This window comes from Natronococcus jeotgali DSM 18795, assembly GCF_000337695.1.
GTDB lineage: Archaea > Halobacteriota > Halobacteria > Halobacteriales > Natrialbaceae > Natronococcus > Natronococcus jeotgali.
Map to the genome: position 1 here is coordinate 70,701 of NZ_AOIA01000126.1, position 19,072 is coordinate 89,772.

Consider the following 19,072-nt stretch of genomic DNA (forward strand, 5'->3'; position numbering starts at 1 on the left):
GTCCCGATCCGGCTGAAGCACCCTCGGCGTCCTCGAGGGCGCGATCCTCTCGTCCCTCGAGGGAGCCTAATATATTTCCAGTGCCCTGGATATATATTCTAGAAAGCCGTAGGCACAGACATGCCCGACGACAGCCGACAATCGATGACGCGCGGGGAGCGTGTTCGTGCTGCCGCGCGAACACTGCGTACGCCTCGTACCGCCCAGTGGGTCGCTGACGAAACGAACGTTTCGGTGAAAACCGCACAGAAGTACCTCGAGCAACTCGTAGCGGACAACGTTCTTCGAAAAATCGAACAGGGAGACCAGACGCTCTACGGCATCGATCAGCTCATGGCAACGTATCGTGAGGTTGCGACACTCCAGCGCGAGCACGATCAGGAAGCGCTCACGACTGCTCTCGAGTCGATGCGAACGCAGATCACGGATTGGAAAACCACGTACGACGTCGAGACGCCGGGGGAACTTCGAGCGAGCATTGCCGATCTCGAAAGTACCGACGAGATAGAAGATCGCCGCGAGATCGCCAGCGAATGGGAACACCTCGCCGATCGAGTGCCAGTCATCCGCGCCGCACTCAACGAATACGACTGGGCCACCAAACGCGACACCATCTCGGCGTGACGAATGGGTCTTTCAGGAACGACCGATAGTGCGGTCTACGAGGGACTCAAGGACGTCTTGCAGCGGTATCCGGTTGTGACAACTGTCGCGTATCAACCAGACAGCATCGTCAAAACGTTCCTCCGGGCACAGATCGATCCCGCCCGTGTTGTTCCAGCAACCGGTCCGGAGCAACCTCGGGTGGACGTCGAATGGCGGTTCACTCAGAACGAGCAATGCTACCGGATCCACTACGCCGACCCAAACACGGGATTCAATTGCGGCTGGCACCGCGATGCGGACCATCCCGAGTTAGGACCAGTCCATTTCCAATACGAGATGCCGAGAGCCGATCACAGTCAACACGAGCCTGCAAGCTTCGAGAAGGACGTCCCCACAGAAATACTCTGGAGCGCACTCGATGGCTTGTTCGAAAGGCGGATTCGTGACTTGATGAGTGAGCGGTGATACTGCCAGTCGTTGCTGCGTTCGTCCCATACCCTCCGAGTCGTGGTTAGGCGAGTCCGTCCTCGTCCGCAACGGTAGCGCCCTCGAGCGGTGGGACCCTAGCGCGAACACGACGGCGTCCGCTGGCCGTTCGTCGCGCAGTCGAAACCGCTGGCTCGGCGACTACACCAGGTCGATTCGGTGGCGAGACGCCGCGATCAGCTCCGCTTCGGTCAGTTCGCCGTCGGCGTACTCGCGCAGCGTGTCACCCTCGAGCTGGGCGGTGGCGAGTTTCACTCCGGACACGTGTGCGAGCGTGGTCTCGACCGTCTCGATCCGGCTGAAGAACCCCTCGGCGTCCTCGATCCCGTCCTCGAGCGCGGGCGGGAGTTCCTCGAGTTCGTCACGGAGCTGGACCAGGTCCCTCGTCGTCGTGGCGAGCTCGACCGTCAGCGTTCGACCGCGGCGCTGGAACTCCTCGATGTGGACATCGACGCTCTCGAGTTCGACCTTCTCGGGCACGAAACCGGGGACGCCGTTCGGGCCGTCGCCTCCCGTTCCGGGGTTCGCGTTTCCGGGATGACCGTCGCTCGCGCCGCGTCCCGCACTGGGTTTCGACTGGAGATCGCCGACGTAGCCGGCGACGAGCGTCGTGAGCGCACTGGCACCACCAACGAGGACCTTTCGTCTGTCCATGTCTGAAAATGACATTTATTCATCCATTAATGGGTTTCTACATGTACATCATTTAATGGATTAGAATGTAAGAAATACTGAGGTATGTGTCGCGTAATAGTTCGTCGCGCGGGTCGAGGACGCCTACGACGGCAAGGTGGCCGCATACGACGAGGACGAGACGGACGGGAACCTGGTGCTCGTCGACGACGCGGACGTCTCGCGGCTCGAGCGCGCCGGCTACCCGGTCGAGGTCACCCGCCACGGCACCGACCTCGCCACCCGAACCGCGTGATCCGAGGCCGTTGCAGGGCTGCTCGAGAACCACGGGTTCGATGCGACCGTCCCCGGGGCCCGTGCTCGAGGGGAGTGAGACGGGGGGTTTTCGCGGGGGGACGGCGATTCGATCTGCTGGGCGTGGTCGATCCGTTGTTCGAAATTAGTCCGATTTTGTGACTTTCAGCACCTCACCGATCAAAAAAAATTTCTACCCCCGGCTTCGACGTAGTTGATAGTCACCGTACGTCGGTCGCCGTCTCGCCGGGAGGTGGACATCGTCGGGCGGTCGAGGAAGCGAGTCGGCACGCGGCGCCGGAGGTCGCCGACGTTCGCACCCGCTTCGAACGCGGCTCGCGCGATCCGCGGCGACACACAGGAACCTATGTACCGAGACCACACCGTCGGGGTCGTCATCCCCGCGTACAACGAGGAGGGGCTCATCGGATCGGTCATCCGGGAGATGCCCGGCTACGTCGATCGCATGTTCGTGGTCGACGACTGCTCGAGCGACGGCACCTGGGAGGAGGTGCTCGAGGCCGCCCGCGAGGACGGCGGCGTCAGCGAGGCGTTCGTCGACGCCAGCGGCCAGTCGCTCGAGTACGCACAGGAGGTCCGGACCGACGACGACGACATCCAAACCGACGGTGGCGGAGCGCTCGCCGAGCGCGCGAGCGTCCACGACTTCGTCGGGCGTGTGCTCCCGATTGAGCACCGCGAGAACCTCGGCGCCGGCGGGGCGATCAAGACGGGCTACCTGGCCGCCAACGATGACGGCGTCGACATCACTGTCACGGTGGACGGCGACGGCCAGATGGATCTCTCGCAGATGCCGCGATTGCTGGATCCCATCGTCGAGGACGAGGCCGACTACGCGAAGGCAAATCGGCTGCTGTCCCGCGAGTACCGCGAGGAGATGCCGTCGTTCCGCCTGTTCGGGAACGCGATGCTGACCGTCCTGACGAAGGTCTCCTCGGGGTACTGGAAGACGATGGACCCCCAGAACGGGTACACCGCGATCTCGAGCGACGCGCTCGAGGCCGTCGAGCTCGACCGGCTGTACGAGTACTACGGCTACTGTAACGACCTATTAGTGAAGCTCAACGTCCGGGGGATGCGCGTCGCCGACGTCGCGATGCCCGCCAAGTACGGCGAGGAAGAGTCCTCGATCGAGTATACCACCTTCATCCGAAAGGTTTCGGGGATGTTGCTTCGGAACTTCCTCTGGCGGCTGACGAGCAAGTACCTCGTGACCGACTTCCACCCGCTGGCCCTGCTGTATTTCTTCGGCGCCGGACTCTCCGGTATCGGTGTTCTCGCGGGCCTGTGGACACTGTATGCCGCAATCATACAGGGCACCTCGCTGTTTGCTAACGGTGTTGCCAGCCTCGCACTGTTTTCGATCGGCGTCTTCTTCTTGTTACTCGCGATGATCTACGACATGCAGGAGAGCGAGGACCGAGAGTTACAGATCGTCTAGACGACGGTTTTTCGGACTTGTCGAAACCAATATCCAGTATGAAGACAGGCGTTTTAATCCATATTAATTATTACCTAATCGGATTAGTGGTAGTAAATTGACACCATATAATTTGAGGATATTGTATGGAAATCCCATATAGACTAAGACTGAATAAGAATATATATTCACTACCTATACAGGAGAGATTTTTACAGAAAAAATAGGCAGAACGTTATTTTAATTTCTTCCGACAACTATTTACTGTAGTCGATTGAACGTCTTTTCGAGTCGACTATCCGGCAGCTGGTAGGTTCAAAAGGATCAACGAATGGAAACAGAAGCTACACTCGGTGAGAACTGTGAGATTGCGGTAGAGGCAACGGTTGGAAACGCATATAGCGACGATACAAGTCCGCCAACGCTCGGCGACAATTCGACGGTACGAGCAGGAACTATCATCTACGATGATGTTGTAATTGGTGACGGATTCTCTACCGGTCATCACGCAGTTGTCCGCGAACTAACGGATATTGGCAACGACGTGCTCGTTGGAACGCAAACGGTTATCGACGGTCGATCGACGATCGGATCGCACGTCAGCCTCCAGACTGGTGTTTATGTTCCATCACATACCGAGATCGGGGACAACGTCTTCTGTGGCCCCAATGCCGTGTTGACGAACGATCCGTACCCTGTTCGCCAGGACGAGGACTTGGTTGGACCGACTCTCGAGGACGGTGTTTCGATCGGCGCGAACGCGACGGTCCTTCCCGGAGTCTCCGTCGGAGAAGGGGCATTTGTCGCAGCCGGTGCCGTCGTGACCGATGATGTTCCACCGGAGACGCTGGCAGTCGGTGCCCCAGCAGAACATGCCGAGTTGCCGGATCCGATCAGCGGAGCAAACACACTCAACGAATGATTCCGATTGCAAATCCAGAACTCAGTACGGATGCAAAGTCCCGTGTCGAGGACGTCCTCGACAGCGGGATGCTCGCGGACGGTCCGCAAGTCCGCGAGTTCGAAGACTCGTTCGCCGACTACTGTGGTGCCGAACATGGGGTTGCAACGTCCAACGGAACCACAGCTCTCCACGCAGCCCTCGAAGCGCTCAATATTGGGGCAGGCGATCGCGTACTAACCACCCCGTTCACGTTTATCGCGACGGCAAACGCGATCCGACTGGCTGGCGCGGAGCCCGTCTTCGCCGATATCGATCCCGACACGTACAATCTCGATCCCGAAGCCGCACGAAAAGTCGCACGAGAAGAGTCGGTTGACGCAATCATTGCCGTCCACTTGTACGGTCTCCCGGCCGAACTCGGTGCACTCGGCGACCTCGCCGCCAACCTCAACGTCCCGCTGATCGAGGACGCAGCCCAGGCACACGGCGCGACCTACCACGGGGACCGTGTCGGTGCGATCGGTGATGTCGGCTGTTTCTCGTTCTATCCGACGAAGAACATGACCACCGGAGAAGGTGGGATGATCGTCACGGACCGTGAGGAAGTCGCCGACAACGCCGCGCAGTTCATCAACCACGGCCGTTCCGATACGTACGATCACGAGAGCGTCGGCCACAACTTTCGGATGACCTCGATGGCCGCAGCGATCGGGCAGACACAGCTCGAACGGCTACCCGAGTTTATCGAAGCCCGGCGCGCAAACGCGGCTCGGCTCACGGACGGACTGGTGGAGACACCACTGCTGACTCCAATTGAGCCCGACCATACGAAACACGTCTATCACCAGTACACTGTTCGGACGACAGCTCGGGACGAACTAATCGACGTCCTCGATGAGTACGATATCGGCGTGGGCGTCTACTACCCGACCTGCGTCCACAACCAGCCTGCGTACGCTGGACTCGAGACGAACGCACCAGAGGCCGAAACGGCAGCTACGGAGGTTCTTTCCCTCCCTGTGCATCCAAACGTTACCGCAGAACAGATAGATCAAATAATCGAAGTTATCGAGAGCTATGCCAACTGAACACAACCAGATCGACGTCGGCGTTATCGGTGTTGGCTCAATGGGCCAACACCACGCCCGCGTCTACAACGAACTCCCCGAAGCGAATCTCGTCGGCCTCTTCGACGCCGACGACGAACGAGCAGCCGAGGTGGCTGCCGATCACGGTGTTTCGGCACTACCGTTGGACGAACTGCTCGAGAACGTCGATGCTGTTTCGATCGTCGTTCCAACCGAGTACCACTACGACTTGGCGACGCAGTGTCTCGACGCCAACGTCGGAATCCTGATCGAGAAACCGGTGCTCGAGGATCTCGATCAAAGTGCGGACCTCCGGTCACGCGTGGAACACGCTAACGTTCCCGCGCAGGTTGGTCACATCGAGCGCTTCAATCCGGCTGTCACACAACTTGAGGAGATCGTCGATGATCTCTCCATTGTCAGCATTCGGTCTCAGCGACTGGGTCCCGAACCCGAACGGACGATCGAGGACAGTGCCGTGCTCGATCTGATGATCCACGATATCGACGTCGTGCTCTCGGTATTAGGTCAGACACCGATTCGTGTTCAAAGCGCTGGCGTTGACGAGAACCGCCACGCCTCGGCGCTGCTCGAGTTCGAAGACAACGTCATGGCCTCGCTGACGGCCAGCCGAAAGACGCAGCAGAAGGTTCGGACTCTCGAGATCACCGCCGAGGAGTGTTTCATCGAACTCGACTATATCGACCAGTCTCTCGAGATTCACCGAAGTTCGATTCCTGAATACATCGAGGAAAACGGCGACGTTCGATTCAAACACGAGAGTATCGTCGAGCGGCCGACAATCCGTAACGCCGAACCGCTGCGTCGGGAACTCGAATCATTTGTTGAAACGGTCAGCGGAAACGGCATTCCGGACGTCACGGTCGAGGACGGTATTAATGCCCTCGAGGTTGCGGAAGCGATCGAGACAACAGCGTTGAACGAGCGTGAACGGATGGTGAGCGCGGATGACTGATACTGATATCGCATCAGTCGAAGCACTGTACGACTCCACAGCCAGTTCTGAGGCACAGAGCCATGCGTTCCGCAGTAGCGAGATCCCCGTTGCGGTTTACGGGCTCGGAAAGATGGGCCTTCCACTGGCATCGGTGTTCGCCGAGACGAGTGGGAACATTACCGGTGCAGACGTCGATCCCGATGTCGTCGAGACGATCAACAACGGAAACTGTCACGTCAAGCGCGAACCCGGGCTTCCCGAGTTAGTTGACGATCTAGTCGACGAACAGGCGTTACAGGCAACGACCGAGCCACGCAATGCAGCCGACGACGCTTCGGTGCACGTTATTATCGTCCCGACGCCGATCACCGACGAGAAAGAACCGGATCTCGCGATCCTGGATACCGTCGTCGAGGATATCGGGAACGGTCTCGATCCGGGCGATCTGGTGATCGTCGAATGTACGGTTCCACCACAGACGACCGAGAAGCGAGTGCTGCCAGCCCTCGAGGACGCCTCGGGACTCTCCCTCGGCGACTTCGGACTGGCGTTCTGTCCTGAACGCACCTCGAGCGGCCGTGCACTCGAGGACATCCGCGGTGCGTATCCGAAGGTCGTCGGCGGCGTCGACAACGAAAGCACGCGTGCAGCGTCGCTGATCTATGAACAGATCAACGAGCAGGGCGTATTGCCAGTCTCGGACGCGACGACGGCGGAGGCAGTCAAAGTCTTCGAAGGACTATACCGCGACGTCAACATCGCGCTGGCGAACGAACTGGCGACGTTTACCAACGAACTGGGGATCGATGTCAACGAGGCGATCGAAACAGCGAACACCCAGCCGTTCTGTGACATTCACGATCCAGGACCAGGTGTCGGCGGTCACTGCATCCCGTACTACCCGTACTTCCTCATCAAGCCCTTCGAAACGGAGTCTCCACTGCTCGAAACGGCTCGCGATGTGAATGACTTGATGCCCGAGTTCACCGTCGAAAAGGTCCGAGAGGGATTGCAGGCTGACGGAAAGTCTCTCGAGGACTCGACAGTCGCGATACTCGGACTGACGTATCGCCCGGGGGTTGAGGAGATTCGAGCCTCTCCGTCGATCGCCATCTCCGAGCTGCTCGACGCATCGGGTGCGGACGTCTACGGCGTCGATCCGATGCTCGATTCGGTCGAGGAGTTCGCACTCGAGCAGGTACCCCTCTCGGATCTCGATGAGTTCCCGGTCGATGCACTGATTCTAGTAACGCCACACGAGGACTTTGGCGATATTAACTGGGACGACATTCATCGAAACTATAATAGCCTCTCGGTTGTGATTGATGGTCGTCAAACGCTTGAAGACGATCTTGAGTTGTGTAAGTACACGATCGGTGGTGGATATAGTGAGTAATCAACAGACGGAGGTGAGATGATGTATCGGGAACACACGATCGGTGTTGTCGTTCCAGCGTACAATGAAGAAGGATTCGTTGGAAACGTGATTGAGACAATGCCGGAGTACGTCGATCGCGTGTACGTTGTCGACGATCAGTCGACAGACGGAACCTGGGAGGAGATTACTCAAGTCGCCGAGCGAGTGAACGCGGAGACGACATCCGTTCACTACGACGAGGCTGACGTGGAAGCCGCCGCTCCGGAAATCGCAACCGATGGTGGTGTAGCGGCGTCTGGGTTCGATCAACGGATCGCTCCGATTCAGCACGAGGAAAATCGTGGCGTCGGTGGCGCGATCAAGACCGGCTACAAGCGAGCGCTCGAGGACAAGATGGATATCACCGCCGTTATGGGCGGTGACGGCCAGATGGATCCGGATATCCTGTACAAGTTTCTGGATCCGATCGTCGATGACAAGGCCGATTACACGAAAGGGAATCGGCTGCTGTACAAGGAGTTCCGCGAGGGGATGTCGAAGTGGCGATTCTTCGGCAACTCGATCCTGACGTTCCTGACGAAGATTTCAAGCGGGTACTGGAAGACGATGGACCCGCAGAACGGGTACGCCGCGATTTCGTACTACGCGCTCGACAACGTTGGTATCAATAACATGTACGAGTACTACGGCTACTGTAACGATCTCCTCGTTAGACTAAACGCGAAGGGAATGCGTGTTGCCGACGTCGCGATGCCAGCCGTGTACGGGAACGAGGAGTCGAGCATTAAGTACTCGACGTACATTCAACGGGTGTCGGGGATGTTGCTCCGAAATTTCCTTTGGCGGCTGAAAACGAAGTACCTGGTGCTAGACTTCCATCCATTGGCACTGTTTTACGTCTTAGGGGCAGGAACGGCTGGAATTGGGTTGCTCGGCGGACTGTGGGCGATTTATACGGGGATCGTCTACGGAGATCCCCTGTTCGTACGGGCGTCCTCGAGTATGATCCTGTTCACGATGGGTAGTATGTTCATAATGTTTGCTATGCTATTCGACATGCAAGTTAACGAGAATCAGGAGGTTCAGATCCGTGAGTAGAGACTTCACATTCGAGATTTACGAGGAACTGCTACAAGCAAGCCTGGAGGCAGGCTACGAACACCTTACTGTCCGTGAGTATATCGGGCGAAAGAAGTTACCGGAGAAGTTCATCATTCACCGTCACGACGTAGATCGGAAACCCGAAAATGCGCTGGCAATGGCCCAAATTGAGGCCAGAAACGGAATCTCGAGTACGTATTATTTCCGAACGATCGAGAAGACATTTCGGCTAGATCTCATTCCAGAGATTGAAAAGCTGGGTCACGAAATCGGATACCACTACGAGGATATGGATCGAGCAGACGGTGATGTAGATCTGGCTCACCAATCATTTGAAGCAGAACTCGCACGGATGCGGGCAATTGCAAATATCGATACAGTCTGCATGCATGGGAATCCATTGACAAGATATGACAACCGCGATATGTGGGCCAATCGATCCCCCTCCGAGTACGGACTTCTCGGTGAAGCATATATTTCGATGGATTTTGTCGATGTAACATACTTTTCCGATACTGGGCGAACTTGGGTTGATGGAGATCTCAAAGTCAAAGATCACCCAGTTGGAGAGAGCCAAAAAAATATACAGGTAGAGGATACAAATGAATTAATTCGGATTATAAATGATGGGGAAATACACCGTCTCTGCTTACTTTCTCACCCAAATCGGTGGGCAGCGACAAAATCCGAATATATGGCTGAACTAGCAAAAGACACAACAACGAATGTCGGAAAGACGGTACTTACACTACTACGATGAGAATACTATTTGATTTATATCATCCGTCACACGTTCATCTTTTTAAAAATTCAATTTGGAGGCTAGAGGAATTAGGACATGAAGTGTTGATCACCTCACGTGATAAAGAAGTAACTGTCAATCTTCTTGATTCTTACAACTTAGATCACATGACCTTAAGCGGAAAGCAATCAGGCAGAATTGGATTAATAACAGAAACTGGAAAAAGAATCATAAGACTTACGAATGTCGCTCGACAGTTCGATCCAGATATAGTTGCTGGACGAATAAACCCAGTCTCCGTTTACGCTGCTAAACTCTCTGGAGCGGAGGCGATTATGTTTAAAGATAGTGACTACCTCACCTCGATATCCAAGATCACTCACCCACTTGTTGATGTTATGTATATACCCTCAAACTTTGATATTAACCTAGGTGATATAGAACATCGTGTCGATGGCTTTCAGGAATTAGCGTATCTTCATCCAGACTGGTTCCAACCAGACTCACAACTGCTCAAGGAGTACGGAATTGATCCCGATGAACAGTACTTTGTTCTACGATTCGTATCAATGGACGCTCATCATGATGAGGGCCATCACGGTTTTTCTCCAACAATGAAGCGTCAGATCGTTTCAACTCTTGATCAAGAAGGAACCGTCTATATCACCAGTGAACAACAGTTAGATTCAGAATTCGAACAGTATCGTCTTCCGTTGCCGCCACATCACATTCACCATCTGCTAGCGTTCGCGAATCTCTATATTGGTGATTCACAGACGATGGCAACTGAAGCAGCTCTTCTCGGAACGCCAGCAATTCGTTCGAATTCGTTTGCTAACGGCGATGACTTGAGCAACTTTATCGAACTTGAAGAAGAATATTGCCTTTTGTATTCGTTTTCTGATGAGAAAGTTGCCTTTGACAAAATAATGGAATTGGTAGCTCAGGACGATCTGCAGGATGAATGGGAACAACGAAGAGAACGACTCACAACAGAAAAAACCGACGTGACGAAAGATATGATAGATCTCTTTCTGAAGAAAGGAGGAACAACATGACTGCTATTGTTTTCAACTGTGCATACAATGGTCTCAGTATTATTCAAGAACTAGGGCGACGTGGAGTCGATGTTCATGCATTAGATAGTTTTCGGAACATCGGAACAACAAGCACATACGCAACATATCATTCATGTCCAAACCCGACAATGGATGAAGAGGGGTTTATTGAGTATCTTCTTGAGATCGCCCCTGAATTTGACGATACTCCAGTATTAATTCCGACGAATGATCATTGGGCAGCAGCTGTTGCACGGCACCGTGAGCGGTTGGAGCAGCATTATCACCCGTGTGTCGCAGATGCTCAGACAGTTGAACTGCTCCTAAATAAGGACTCGTTCGGCGAATGGGGAGTTGAACAAGGCCATCCGGTTCCAAGAAGCTGGGAAGGGAACAATATTGATGAGATTCCAGACGACGCGTTTCCGGTTGCAGCAAAACCGAGTGACGCAACCGGCGTTCCCGATATGATGTTCGATTCGAAAGTCGCCTTGTTATATAATAAGCTGTTTGGGAGCGAAAATGGGAAGGAGTTATCTAAAGCAGAAAAAAACACAATCGAGGCGCTTTCTGAAATTCGTCTCAAAGTACTTGAATCTAGATCAGAACTAAATCAGTTTGCAGCCGAATATAGTGAAGTACTTGAGCACTTTGTGGTTCAAGAGTACGTTCGCGGAATGTCCGATCAAATGTACACTGTCGGCGTGTATGCAAACGAAGGAGAAATCAAGGGGCTATTTACAGGTCGAAAAGTTCGTGGTTATCCGCCAGATGTCGGAGATTGTAAGGTTGGACAGGCAGAGTCCGTTCCTGATCACCTCATTGATACTGCTGAATCGATCTGTGCTGAATTAAATTATCACGGTATTGCAGAGTTTGAATTCAAGCGTGATGAAAAGACAGGGGAATACTATCTCATTGAGATTAATCCTCGAAGTTGGTCCTGGATAGGAATAACTCCTGCATGTGGAGTAAGTCTGCCGTGGATGGCATATGCAGACTTAGCGGAAATTGAGCAGATTGAATTCACTAGGAGTTCAGTAGAAGATGGGACTGTTATTTGGGCAAAAGTATTCGAAGATGTACTCAATTCTCTGTATTTCTACCGCCGATCCCATCAGGAATGGGCAACTGATCCGATATCCTGGTGGAAATCTATTAATACCGAGAGGCTAGTAATCTCCGAACTCGCCCGTGACGACCTGTTTCCAACATGCTATGCGCTCCTATTAGTAATCCGCCGATTATTTATCTCTATGAAGGAAAATGTCACGGATCATCAATAATTGGAAGGAAACAACTCTTAACAAACATTAGTAGACCGATCTAATCAAGGATATACGATTCAGGCTACAAATCGACATGATAACTGTTTTGTACGTGTTACATAGAAGTAACGGATAATGAGTGAAACACCGAATGGATCCAAGATCTCAGTTGTTTCTATAGTTGGTGCGAGACCACAATTTATCAAAGCGTTTGCCGTCTCGCGAAAGCTTCGAACTAATCACGAGGAAATTCTTGTCCATACTGGTCAGCACTATGACGAAGAGCTTTCAGATGTTTTCTTCGAAGAGCTCGGAATTCCAGAACCGGACTACAATTTAGGCATCGGGTCAGATACACATGGACAACAAACCGCTGCGATGATAAAAGAGATAGAATCAGTTATTAAGCTAGAAGATCCAGATATCATATTAATTTATGGAGATACAAACTCAACACTTGCTGGAGCTATTACAGCCTCAAAGATTGATTCACTTGTTGCACATGTAGAGGCTGGTCTCCGAAGTTATAATAGAGAAATGCCTGAAGAAATCAATCGTATATTGACAGATCACGCCTCAGATATACTGTTTCCACCCAGTGAATCCTCTGCCAATACACTTAAGGAAGAAGGTATTTCAGAAAACGTTCATGTTGTGGGCGATGTCATGTACGACTCAATCCTTTGGGCACGGGATATTTCTAGTGAACAATCAGAGATACTTAGCCGACTGAATTTGGAAGGTAAAGAATATATTCTTTCAACCATACATCGAGCTGCCAACACCGACAATCCAGATCGACTTAACTCAATTATCAATGCTCTTTTAGACTCTCCTTCTACTGTAGTTTTACCAATTCACCCACGGACTGAAAATAAACTCCGTAGCTATGATATGTGGGAAAAAGCAAAATCAGGAATTGAAATTATTGATCCGGTGGGTTATTTGGACTTTGTTAGATTAATTGATGAGTCTGAATGTGTTGCAACAGATTCCGGTGGGGTTCAAAAGGAAGCATTTTATTTAGATACTCCATGTATAACGATGCGTGATGAAACTGAATGGATAGAAACTGTTGAAAGTGGCTGGAACGTTCTTGTCGGTGCTGACAAAGAACGAATTCAAGAAGAACTTCGTACAAGACACCAGCCTCAAGAAAAACCGAACCCATATGGAGATGGTACTGCCGCTATAAAAATCGTTGACACTCTTGTTAGTTCGATTAATGAATGATGATTGGCCTAAAAAACATAGTGAAGTCTTTGTGGTGTTGGATGTATGCTACCTGCAATAGCAGAATCATCGATAGTTCAGTTTCACCAAGTTAGTCACTGGCATCTTGTATAACGCACCAAAATTTAGTGAACAAAAATAACACATGGAAGAAAATCGATATATACACTGGAACGATGAAACTTTGAGGGGTGCAGCGAGAGTTCTATACTTTTTCTTAGTATATGGTCTTCCAATTATTGGAATGATTTCTTTCACCGTTCTTTTTTATACCGGGTATGATAGCGTAGCGATCATGGGATTAGTAATGTTAATACCTTCCATTCTTTCTCCTCTTGTATTTTTAGGTTTTAGATCTTCTGATATTTCGAACGTAAATCTCAATGTCCCTCCTAAAGTTAGTCACATTACCTTCGCGCTCCTTTATTCAATGTCTATCATATACTTATATACACATAAAGTCCGACCTCTACCTTATTTCATCATTATAACAATATTATATGTGGTTATTTTGGCGGATATCTACTATCTTCCAGATATACATACATATACAATACTTGGGAAAATAATATTTTCATTTCTAAATCTTTCTTGGGGAGTGAATTTGAAATATCCCCTATTCATTGGTGATAAAGACGTACTATCTCATTTATCAAATATGCAGTTATTTAGCACAGAGCGTTCATTGAGCGCGATAAGTGGTAATTATCAGGATTTTCCACTTTGGTATATTTTCTCAACGATGACGGCAGATATTCTCCAATGGGATATATCTGATTATTCTATTGGGTTTATTTTATCAGGTATTATTTCGTTAGCGGGGATATTTATGGGATATTCATTGGTTTTACGAATTACCGGAAACCAAAAGGTAGCAATATTAGGTGTTGTGTTCCTCACTCTACACCAGCAATTCCTGTATTACACTATGTATTCAATTCCCAGAAGTGTAACATCTATATTTTTTATATATTTGCTCTTCCTGTGTATATTTTATAACCTTCGGTCACTGATATTATTCTCGATTATATCGTCAGCGACAATTCTCTATCATGCTGCTTCAGCCCCATTTATTATTTTAATTTTCTCATTCATATTTGGACTCTATTATATAGCTAACAGGGATGTGGCTTTCTTCCCACTTATCGCATTTCCAATAGTAACTATGTCATACTGGCTATTTAATTCAGAGCACATTGTTACTGTTGTTTCGTCCAGCTTTCTTAGTGTTTTTACTGCTGGATCCGATTCAGGATCTTCAGGACAACTATTTCAGGAACCCTGGGTAGAATTAATAAATTATTCTCATTTAACTGCGTATATTCTTCTAGTTCTACTTAGTGGGATAATAGTATCCAAAACTCTCAGTGATGAAAATAATGAAACAATTACAAATATCACACATTCACAACTGCTAATAATTGCCTCTGTTCTTCTCATTCCAGTTGCTTTCCCAGGTCTATCTCGTGCTTTTTCACCAGGGAATTTTAATCTTGGTCGGATTAGCCACTATCTACCAATAATTGTCTCCTTTAGTGCAGCTATCTCCGCTAACTTCATAATCCAAAGGATAAATAAGAAGACGATAAGGTCGCTTTTCTTAATAATATTCGTATTAGTTACATTCTTTGCAATTTCAAATGGGTTTGTTGCGGCTGATAATCCAACGATCGAGCGGACCTCCTATACCTACTATCTGAACGAAAATGAAATTAGATCATATGATCATTATAATTCATATTCCAATAAGGAGGTTGGTGCCGATGAGATCTCCTGTAGATATATGCAAGATCTCGAGGGCTATGTGGGATGTAATCAAATGCAATTAACAAACAATGGTAATGTGATAACTACCCAGTCAATGAATATAATAAGAACAGGTGAGGCAAAAAAGAAACCTTTACAGGTTCGATCAAACCAGGGTGATAGTTTAGTTTACACTAAATTTAATACGCAACAAAGGGACGAACAGAATGTCGTATATATGAACGGAGATGTTGAAATCTGGAGTGAATCAGTCTATAATACAAATACGACTCTTAGTTAGAACTAATAGTTCTACAAGATGGGTGCAGATACAGGTTCCAATGGTTCTATGATACCTATCACTAGCGACTGCATCCAGTCGCTCGCTCGACGTTCCGTCGTAGAACCCACGATCGGCAAAAATACCAGCGACGTCAAACGGAAGGGCCGCGACGTGGTCGAGGAGATGCTCGACCGCGTCGCTCTTCGGTTTTGCTATATTGAGCCAGATCCGTACGGTGGAGTGAAATGAAACTCTAGTTTTGTAAATAATTATAGACGTTGAAATTACCGAAAAACATCCGGATACAGTTTGTATCCGGTTAGCGATTATCGACATCTGGCGCATTTGCTCGATAAACTCTTTCTTTTTCATTTCATCAAAGCAAACGATCAGTCGGTCTGTATCAGACGGTTCGTGGTAGTATATGGGTATGTTTCCCATTCAGCAACGAACTTAGCGTATTATCAGTACCTCACAAAGCATCCCTGCTCACTTGGGCTGAAGCCGCAGTTCCATCTTGATCGGTAGTGATTGACGGAAGTTCTGACGGAAGATCGAGCAGAGTCGTCGCCGTCGGCGGCGGTCAGCCGCCGACGCGACGGTGTTGCCACTTGCAGGGAGGCTGGCTCGGTCGGGCGTTAGCGGTGGAACCGATCGTCCGGTGGCCGATTTACAGGGACGGCCCGACGCACCGCGAGGGCCGTCCATGCTGTCCGGCATACCATCTTGATGAACTCCTTGAACGACCAGGACCAGAGGCGACGCCCGCCACGGCGGGGCGTCGCCACGTACTCCCAATGCAGATACCGCCAAACGTTCTGTAACAGCAGACTCACCACGACGTACAACAGCCGGACCACCGGACTTTGCGTTGTCGTCGTTGCGATACTTTGCTCGGAGAGCCGGTACGTCGCCTCGATACCGAAGCGTTTCGCGTAGTGGTAATCGGGCGTCGCGTGGTGAGTCGATGAACGGCGCGTCAGCGGCGTAGCCGTGACGCGCCACTCCATGTTCGTCGTACCGTCCGTTTTGGTAGGTACAGTCGATATAGACGGGAAACTCGACGGTCCAGCTGTGACCGTCGAGTTTCGCCGTCAGATTATGCTGGATGACGCGGCTCCAGCCTTCCGAGAGTTCCTGCTTGATCGTCTTTCCCCAGCGGATGATCGGCATCACGTAGGCGTGGTTATGCGCCTGAAGCAGCGTGAGACACTTGCTATCGTAGAATTCACGGTCAAGATAGACGGCCTTGACGCTGAGGTCAAGGCCGTCGAGAATCCCGAGAAACTCGGCGAGGGCGCTGCTGGCGGTGTCGCCGTCGGTGAGACGGCGCACCGCCAGCGTATAGCGCTTGTTCTGTACACGTGCGTAGAGAGTAGCATAGGCATGGAACGCGGTGGTTCCACGTTTCGCTTCCGAGTGATAGAGGCCGTCTGTGTCATCTTCGTCACCGTAATAGGGCCGCAGGTGGAGGTCTGCGCAGACTTCCACCTGCTCAGGAAGTACAGTGAGTACGTCCTTCTGAAGAAGCGTGTTCCCGACTTGTTCAACCGACTCGAGGTCAAATTTCTCACGGAGGTGGTACAGAACGGTGTTTTGGTGAGGAGAGTCTTTATTGTCCTCACAGAGTGTAGAGACCGAGGTCCCGTCGGCGCACGCGCCGATGAGGACCTCGTAAATGTCTTCAGCATCGATTTGATCATTATCGCTCGGATCGAGGGAAACTTCCTCGTCAATTGTGTTGACGAGGAAGTTAAGGAGCTGGTCCTCGTGGATTGACCCGTCTGCTTGTGTGGGTTCTTAGGCACAACTTCAGGAAGCAGACGTCTCAACTAACCAGCTTTGTGAAGCACTGATTATCCAAATGGAATTACCCATTGTTTGGCACTGTCTAGATGAGAGTTTGAGGAACGAGCAGGTGGTGGCGGGAAGTGTCCAATGCAACTCGCCAACCTGCTCAGAGAAACCTTAGACGTGGATTGTGATGAGGTTTGGGAGAACGAGCGCACCCCGACACCCGTCAGGGTGTTCGGGGTGCGCCTGCATTCGATGGGATTGTCTGTTCGGGAGGCCGTCTCAGTGCTCGAAGTACTCGGCATTGACCGTTCTCACGGGGCAATCTGGAACTGGACACACAAACCATCAGAGGAGCAGAGCGACCCGCCGACGGCTCGAGTGGTCTGCGAAAGCGTTGACCCCTTTGGAAGCATATCTTTCTCGATGAACAACCGTCAGCGTGGTTTGTTGGTGCAGCATCTGTCTNGAACCTCTATCAGGGAGACACGCGTGAGCAAGCAGGTCGACGCGTCGGGATCTCTCGATCCACGACGCGTCGATGGGCACTGGCGTGGAATGATGGTGGCGTAAAGGGGCTCCGCCCACGCTTCGGCGGCGGCCAGCCGCCGAAGCTCACTCCCCAACAGTGGAACGAACTCTGTGATGTTCTCAAAGAGGAGCAACCATGAACTCCCAAGGAGATTCATGCGCTTATCGAAGATCGTTACAACGTCACGTACTATCCGGCCCACCTCAGCCGAAAACTTCGAGAAGCAGGCATGAACTACGCCAAACCGCGATCGATGGATCCACGACAACCCGACGATGCTGAAGAGATTCTCGCCGAGCGCCTGATCAAGGCGCTCGGCGAGGACCCCGAGGAGCGGGAAGAAGAAGAACCGGTCGTGTTCGGATTCTTTCGATGAAGCGTGGCCCCAGCCGTTCGACAATTCTCAGCGAATGTGGTCGTTTGATCGGACAGTGACAATCGAGAAGCCGCTGGTAACGTTTCCTCGGCGGTCGATCGGGTTCTACGCGCTCACTGGCCAAAGCGTGATCACGTTCAAAGAACGGTTGGTCAAAGAGACGATCGTTGAGGCACTCGAAGAGATCCGCGAGCAGAATCCGTCCGACCGGATTCTGCTCGTGGCCGACAACTACGGCTCTCATCACGCAAACCTCACCCAACAACGGGCCGACGAACTCGACATCGAGTTCGTCTTCATCCCGCCGTATTCACCAACGTTGAACGCCATCGAACCGCTGTGGAAAGACCTGAAATGCGAGATCTTACCAGAGATCTTCGCGGACCGAGACCATTTCAGCGCGTTCCTCACCGAGACATTTCTCCGCTTGAGTCATCGGCTGAGTTTCGCTAGTGATTGGATCAAGACGTTCCTTTCAGATCTTCAAAGGTTGTGCTGATCACTCCTGCCGTCGGCGGGTCGCGGTCGACGAGACACAGATCGAGGTAGACGACGAGAAAAAGTGGTTGTACGCCGCGATCGACACAGAATCAAAGCTGCTGCTCGAAATCGACGTGTACAGCCGCCGCGGGACCGATCCCGCGGCGGCGTTTCTGCATCGGCTTACCGAGAAACACGATATCGACGACACAGAGTTTCTCGTCGATGCTGGCGGCTATCTGACTGCCCTCAGTCGTCACGATTTGAGCGGTCACCTCAACTACAGCGACCGAAACACTATCGAAAAGTTGTTTCAGACTGTCTCAATGCGAATTGACCGCTTTCACTCCTTCTGGCGGGGCAGTCCAGCTAGCGCACGTCGCTGGCTCAGACGCTTCAGACACCACTATAACCACGATCGGCCGAATCAAGCACTCGATGACCGAGTACCGGCCGAGGAGGTGCTCAACTAGACAGTGCCTCTTTCATCTGCTCTGTTGAATAGATGCTGAGTCACGGTTACAGTGGTTCACAGAGCGGTTCGATGTTGATAATCGGTACTTCCCGAACGTCGCTTCGTGAACTGTGCTGAGCCATGGATGAACAGAGCGAATGCCGGTGTAGTAACTGAGTGAACAGGAAATAGAATCCACGGATGAGGAGAAGTGAAG

Annotated in this window: 17 protein-coding genes and 3 pseudogenes; 18 read left to right on the forward strand and 2 right to left on the reverse strand. The window is 51.6% G+C overall.

The genetic code is table 11. The features are described 5' to 3' along the window. Window positions 1–120: 120 nt before the first annotated feature. Entirely contained in the window at window positions 121–624 is a 504-nt protein-coding gene (locus C492_RS14400) for a DUF7342 family protein (protein WP_193364864.1), read from the forward strand. Between the two features lie 609 nt (window positions 625–1,233). Here C492_RS14400 and C492_RS14410 read toward each other — a convergent pair. Continuing rightward, window positions 1,234–1,746: a hypothetical protein gene (locus C492_RS14410; RefSeq protein ID WP_008424827.1), complete on the reverse strand. Its 513-nt coding sequence runs from the start codon at window positions 1,744–1,746 to the stop codon at window positions 1,234–1,236. Between the two features lie 136 nt (window positions 1,747–1,882). On the opposite strand from C492_RS14410, the gene C492_RS24255 reads away from it, so the two are divergent. From C492_RS24255 to C492_RS23800, 12 genes are all read left to right on the forward strand, one after another. Next, a complete protein-coding gene (locus tag C492_RS24255) occupies window positions 1,883–2,020 on the forward strand; it encodes a hypothetical protein (protein ID WP_160166998.1) in 138 nt (45 codons plus the stop codon). A 366-nt stretch (window positions 2,021–2,386) separates the two neighbouring features. Further along, complete coding sequence (locus C492_RS14415; protein ID WP_008424828.1) at window positions 2,387–3,481, forward strand: glycosyltransferase family 2 protein; 1,095 nt, start codon at window positions 2,387–2,389, stop codon at window positions 3,479–3,481. Between the two features lie 310 nt (window positions 3,482–3,791). Continuing rightward, window positions 3,792–4,382, forward strand: coding sequence for an acyltransferase (locus tag C492_RS23035; RefSeq protein ID WP_008424829.1), 591 nt, complete (start codon window positions 3,792–3,794; stop codon window positions 4,380–4,382). Then, window positions 4,379–5,452 (forward strand): DegT/DnrJ/EryC1/StrS family aminotransferase, encoded by a 1,074-nt coding sequence (locus C492_RS14425; protein ID WP_008424830.1) that lies wholly within the window; start codon window positions 4,379–4,381, stop codon window positions 5,450–5,452. The genes C492_RS23035 and C492_RS14425 overlap by 4 nt, the downstream gene beginning before the upstream one ends. Then, entirely contained in the window at window positions 5,442–6,428 is a 987-nt protein-coding gene (locus tag C492_RS14430; RefSeq protein ID WP_008424831.1) for a Gfo/Idh/MocA family protein, read from the forward strand. Before C492_RS14425 ends, C492_RS14430 begins: the two co-directional genes overlap by 11 nt. After that, window positions 6,421–7,806, forward strand: coding sequence for a nucleotide sugar dehydrogenase (locus C492_RS14435; protein ID WP_008424832.1), 1,386 nt, complete (start codon window positions 6,421–6,423; stop codon window positions 7,804–7,806). The genes C492_RS14430 and C492_RS14435 overlap by 8 nt, the downstream gene beginning before the upstream one ends. A gap of 21 nt (window positions 7,807–7,827) precedes the next feature. Continuing rightward, the gene (locus tag C492_RS14440) at window positions 7,828–8,886 is read left to right on the forward strand and encodes a glycosyltransferase family 2 protein (RefSeq protein ID WP_049893082.1); all 1,059 of its coding nucleotides are present in this window, start codon (window positions 7,828–7,830) and stop codon (window positions 8,884–8,886) included. Continuing rightward, window positions 8,879–9,649 carry a hypothetical protein gene (locus C492_RS14445; RefSeq protein ID WP_008424836.1) on the forward strand — a complete coding sequence of 257 codons (771 nt, stop codon included), beginning with the start codon at window positions 8,879–8,881 and terminating at the stop codon, window positions 9,647–9,649. The genes C492_RS14440 and C492_RS14445 overlap by 8 nt, the downstream gene beginning before the upstream one ends. Beyond that, complete coding sequence (locus C492_RS23040; RefSeq protein ID WP_008424838.1) at window positions 9,646–10,689, forward strand: DUF354 domain-containing protein; 1,044 nt, start codon at window positions 9,646–9,648, stop codon at window positions 10,687–10,689. Before C492_RS14445 ends, C492_RS23040 begins: the two co-directional genes overlap by 4 nt. After that, on the forward strand, window positions 10,686–11,975 hold the full coding sequence (locus tag C492_RS23795) for a carboxylate--amine ligase (RefSeq protein WP_008424839.1): 1,290 nt from the start codon (window positions 10,686–10,688) through the stop codon (window positions 11,973–11,975). Before C492_RS23040 ends, C492_RS23795 begins: the two co-directional genes overlap by 4 nt. 144 nt (window positions 11,976–12,119) lie before the next feature. Next, window positions 12,120–13,190, forward strand: a complete 1,071-nt coding sequence (gene wecB, locus C492_RS14450) for a non-hydrolyzing UDP-N-acetylglucosamine 2-epimerase (protein WP_049893083.1) — start codon at window positions 12,120–12,122, stop codon at window positions 13,188–13,190. A gap of 742 nt (window positions 13,191–13,932) precedes the next feature. Beyond that, window positions 13,933–15,237, forward strand: a complete 1,305-nt coding sequence (locus C492_RS23800; protein ID WP_152424919.1) for a hypothetical protein — start codon at window positions 13,933–13,935, stop codon at window positions 15,235–15,237. Window positions 15,238–15,857: 620 nt separating this feature from the next. On the opposite strand, the pseudogene C492_RS14455 reads toward C492_RS23800, so the two are convergent. Continuing rightward, a pseudogene (locus tag C492_RS14455) lies at window positions 15,858–16,995 on the reverse strand (ISH3 family transposase). A gap of 162 nt (window positions 16,996–17,157) precedes the next feature. Here C492_RS14455 and C492_RS14460 point away from each other — a divergent pair. The 5 genes and pseudogenes from C492_RS14460 to C492_RS23055 form a co-directional block, all read left to right on the forward strand. Continuing rightward, a pseudogene (locus C492_RS14460) lies at window positions 17,158–17,415 on the forward strand (IS6 family transposase); the annotation flags it as partial. Between the two features lie 116 nt (window positions 17,416–17,531). Then, window positions 17,532–17,684: a hypothetical protein gene (locus tag C492_RS25940; protein ID WP_394295477.1), complete on the forward strand. Its 153-nt coding sequence runs from the start codon at window positions 17,532–17,534 to the stop codon at window positions 17,682–17,684. A 12-nt stretch (window positions 17,685–17,696) separates the two neighbouring features. Beyond that, window positions 17,697–17,921 (forward strand): winged helix-turn-helix domain-containing protein, encoded by a 225-nt coding sequence (locus tag C492_RS23810; protein WP_152424920.1) that lies wholly within the window; start codon window positions 17,697–17,699, stop codon window positions 17,919–17,921. Between the two features lie 34 nt (window positions 17,922–17,955). Next, on the forward strand, window positions 17,956–18,420 hold the full coding sequence (locus C492_RS14465) for an IS630 family transposase (protein WP_008424847.1): 465 nt from the start codon (window positions 17,956–17,958) through the stop codon (window positions 18,418–18,420). Between the two features lie 16 nt (window positions 18,421–18,436). Continuing rightward, window positions 18,437–18,874, forward strand: a pseudogene (locus tag C492_RS23055) (DDE-type integrase/transposase/recombinase); the annotation flags it as partial. Window positions 18,875–19,072: the final 198 nt, after the last annotated feature.

Coding starts and splice junctions, on each gene's coding strand:
- C492_RS14410 (WP_008424827.1), bottom strand. CDS start 1,746: ATGGACAGACGAAAGGTCCTCGTTGGTGGTGCCAGTGCGCTCACGACG.
- C492_RS23800 (WP_152424919.1), top strand. CDS start 13,933: ATGACGGCAGATATTCTCCAATGGGATATATCTGATTATTCTATTGGG.
- C492_RS14400 (WP_193364864.1), top strand. CDS start 121: ATGCCCGACGACAGCCGACAATCGATGACGCGCGGGGAGCGTGTTCGT.
- C492_RS14430 (WP_008424831.1), top strand. CDS start 5,442: ATGCCAACTGAACACAACCAGATCGACGTCGGCGTTATCGGTGTTGGC.
- C492_RS14465 (WP_008424847.1), top strand. CDS start 17,956: ATGTGGTCGTTTGATCGGACAGTGACAATCGAGAAGCCGCTGGTAACG.
- C492_RS23035 (WP_008424829.1), top strand. CDS start 3,792: ATGGAAACAGAAGCTACACTCGGTGAGAACTGTGAGATTGCGGTAGAG.
- C492_RS23795 (WP_008424839.1), top strand. CDS start 10,686: ATGACTGCTATTGTTTTCAACTGTGCATACAATGGTCTCAGTATTATT.
- C492_RS14435 (WP_008424832.1), top strand. CDS start 6,421: ATGACTGATACTGATATCGCATCAGTCGAAGCACTGTACGACTCCACA.
- C492_RS14440 (WP_049893082.1), top strand. CDS start 7,828: ATGTATCGGGAACACACGATCGGTGTTGTCGTTCCAGCGTACAATGAA.
- C492_RS14425 (WP_008424830.1), top strand. CDS start 4,379: ATGATTCCGATTGCAAATCCAGAACTCAGTACGGATGCAAAGTCCCGT.
- C492_RS23040 (WP_008424838.1), top strand. CDS start 9,646: ATGAGAATACTATTTGATTTATATCATCCGTCACACGTTCATCTTTTT.
- C492_RS14415 (WP_008424828.1), top strand. CDS start 2,387: ATGTACCGAGACCACACCGTCGGGGTCGTCATCCCCGCGTACAACGAG.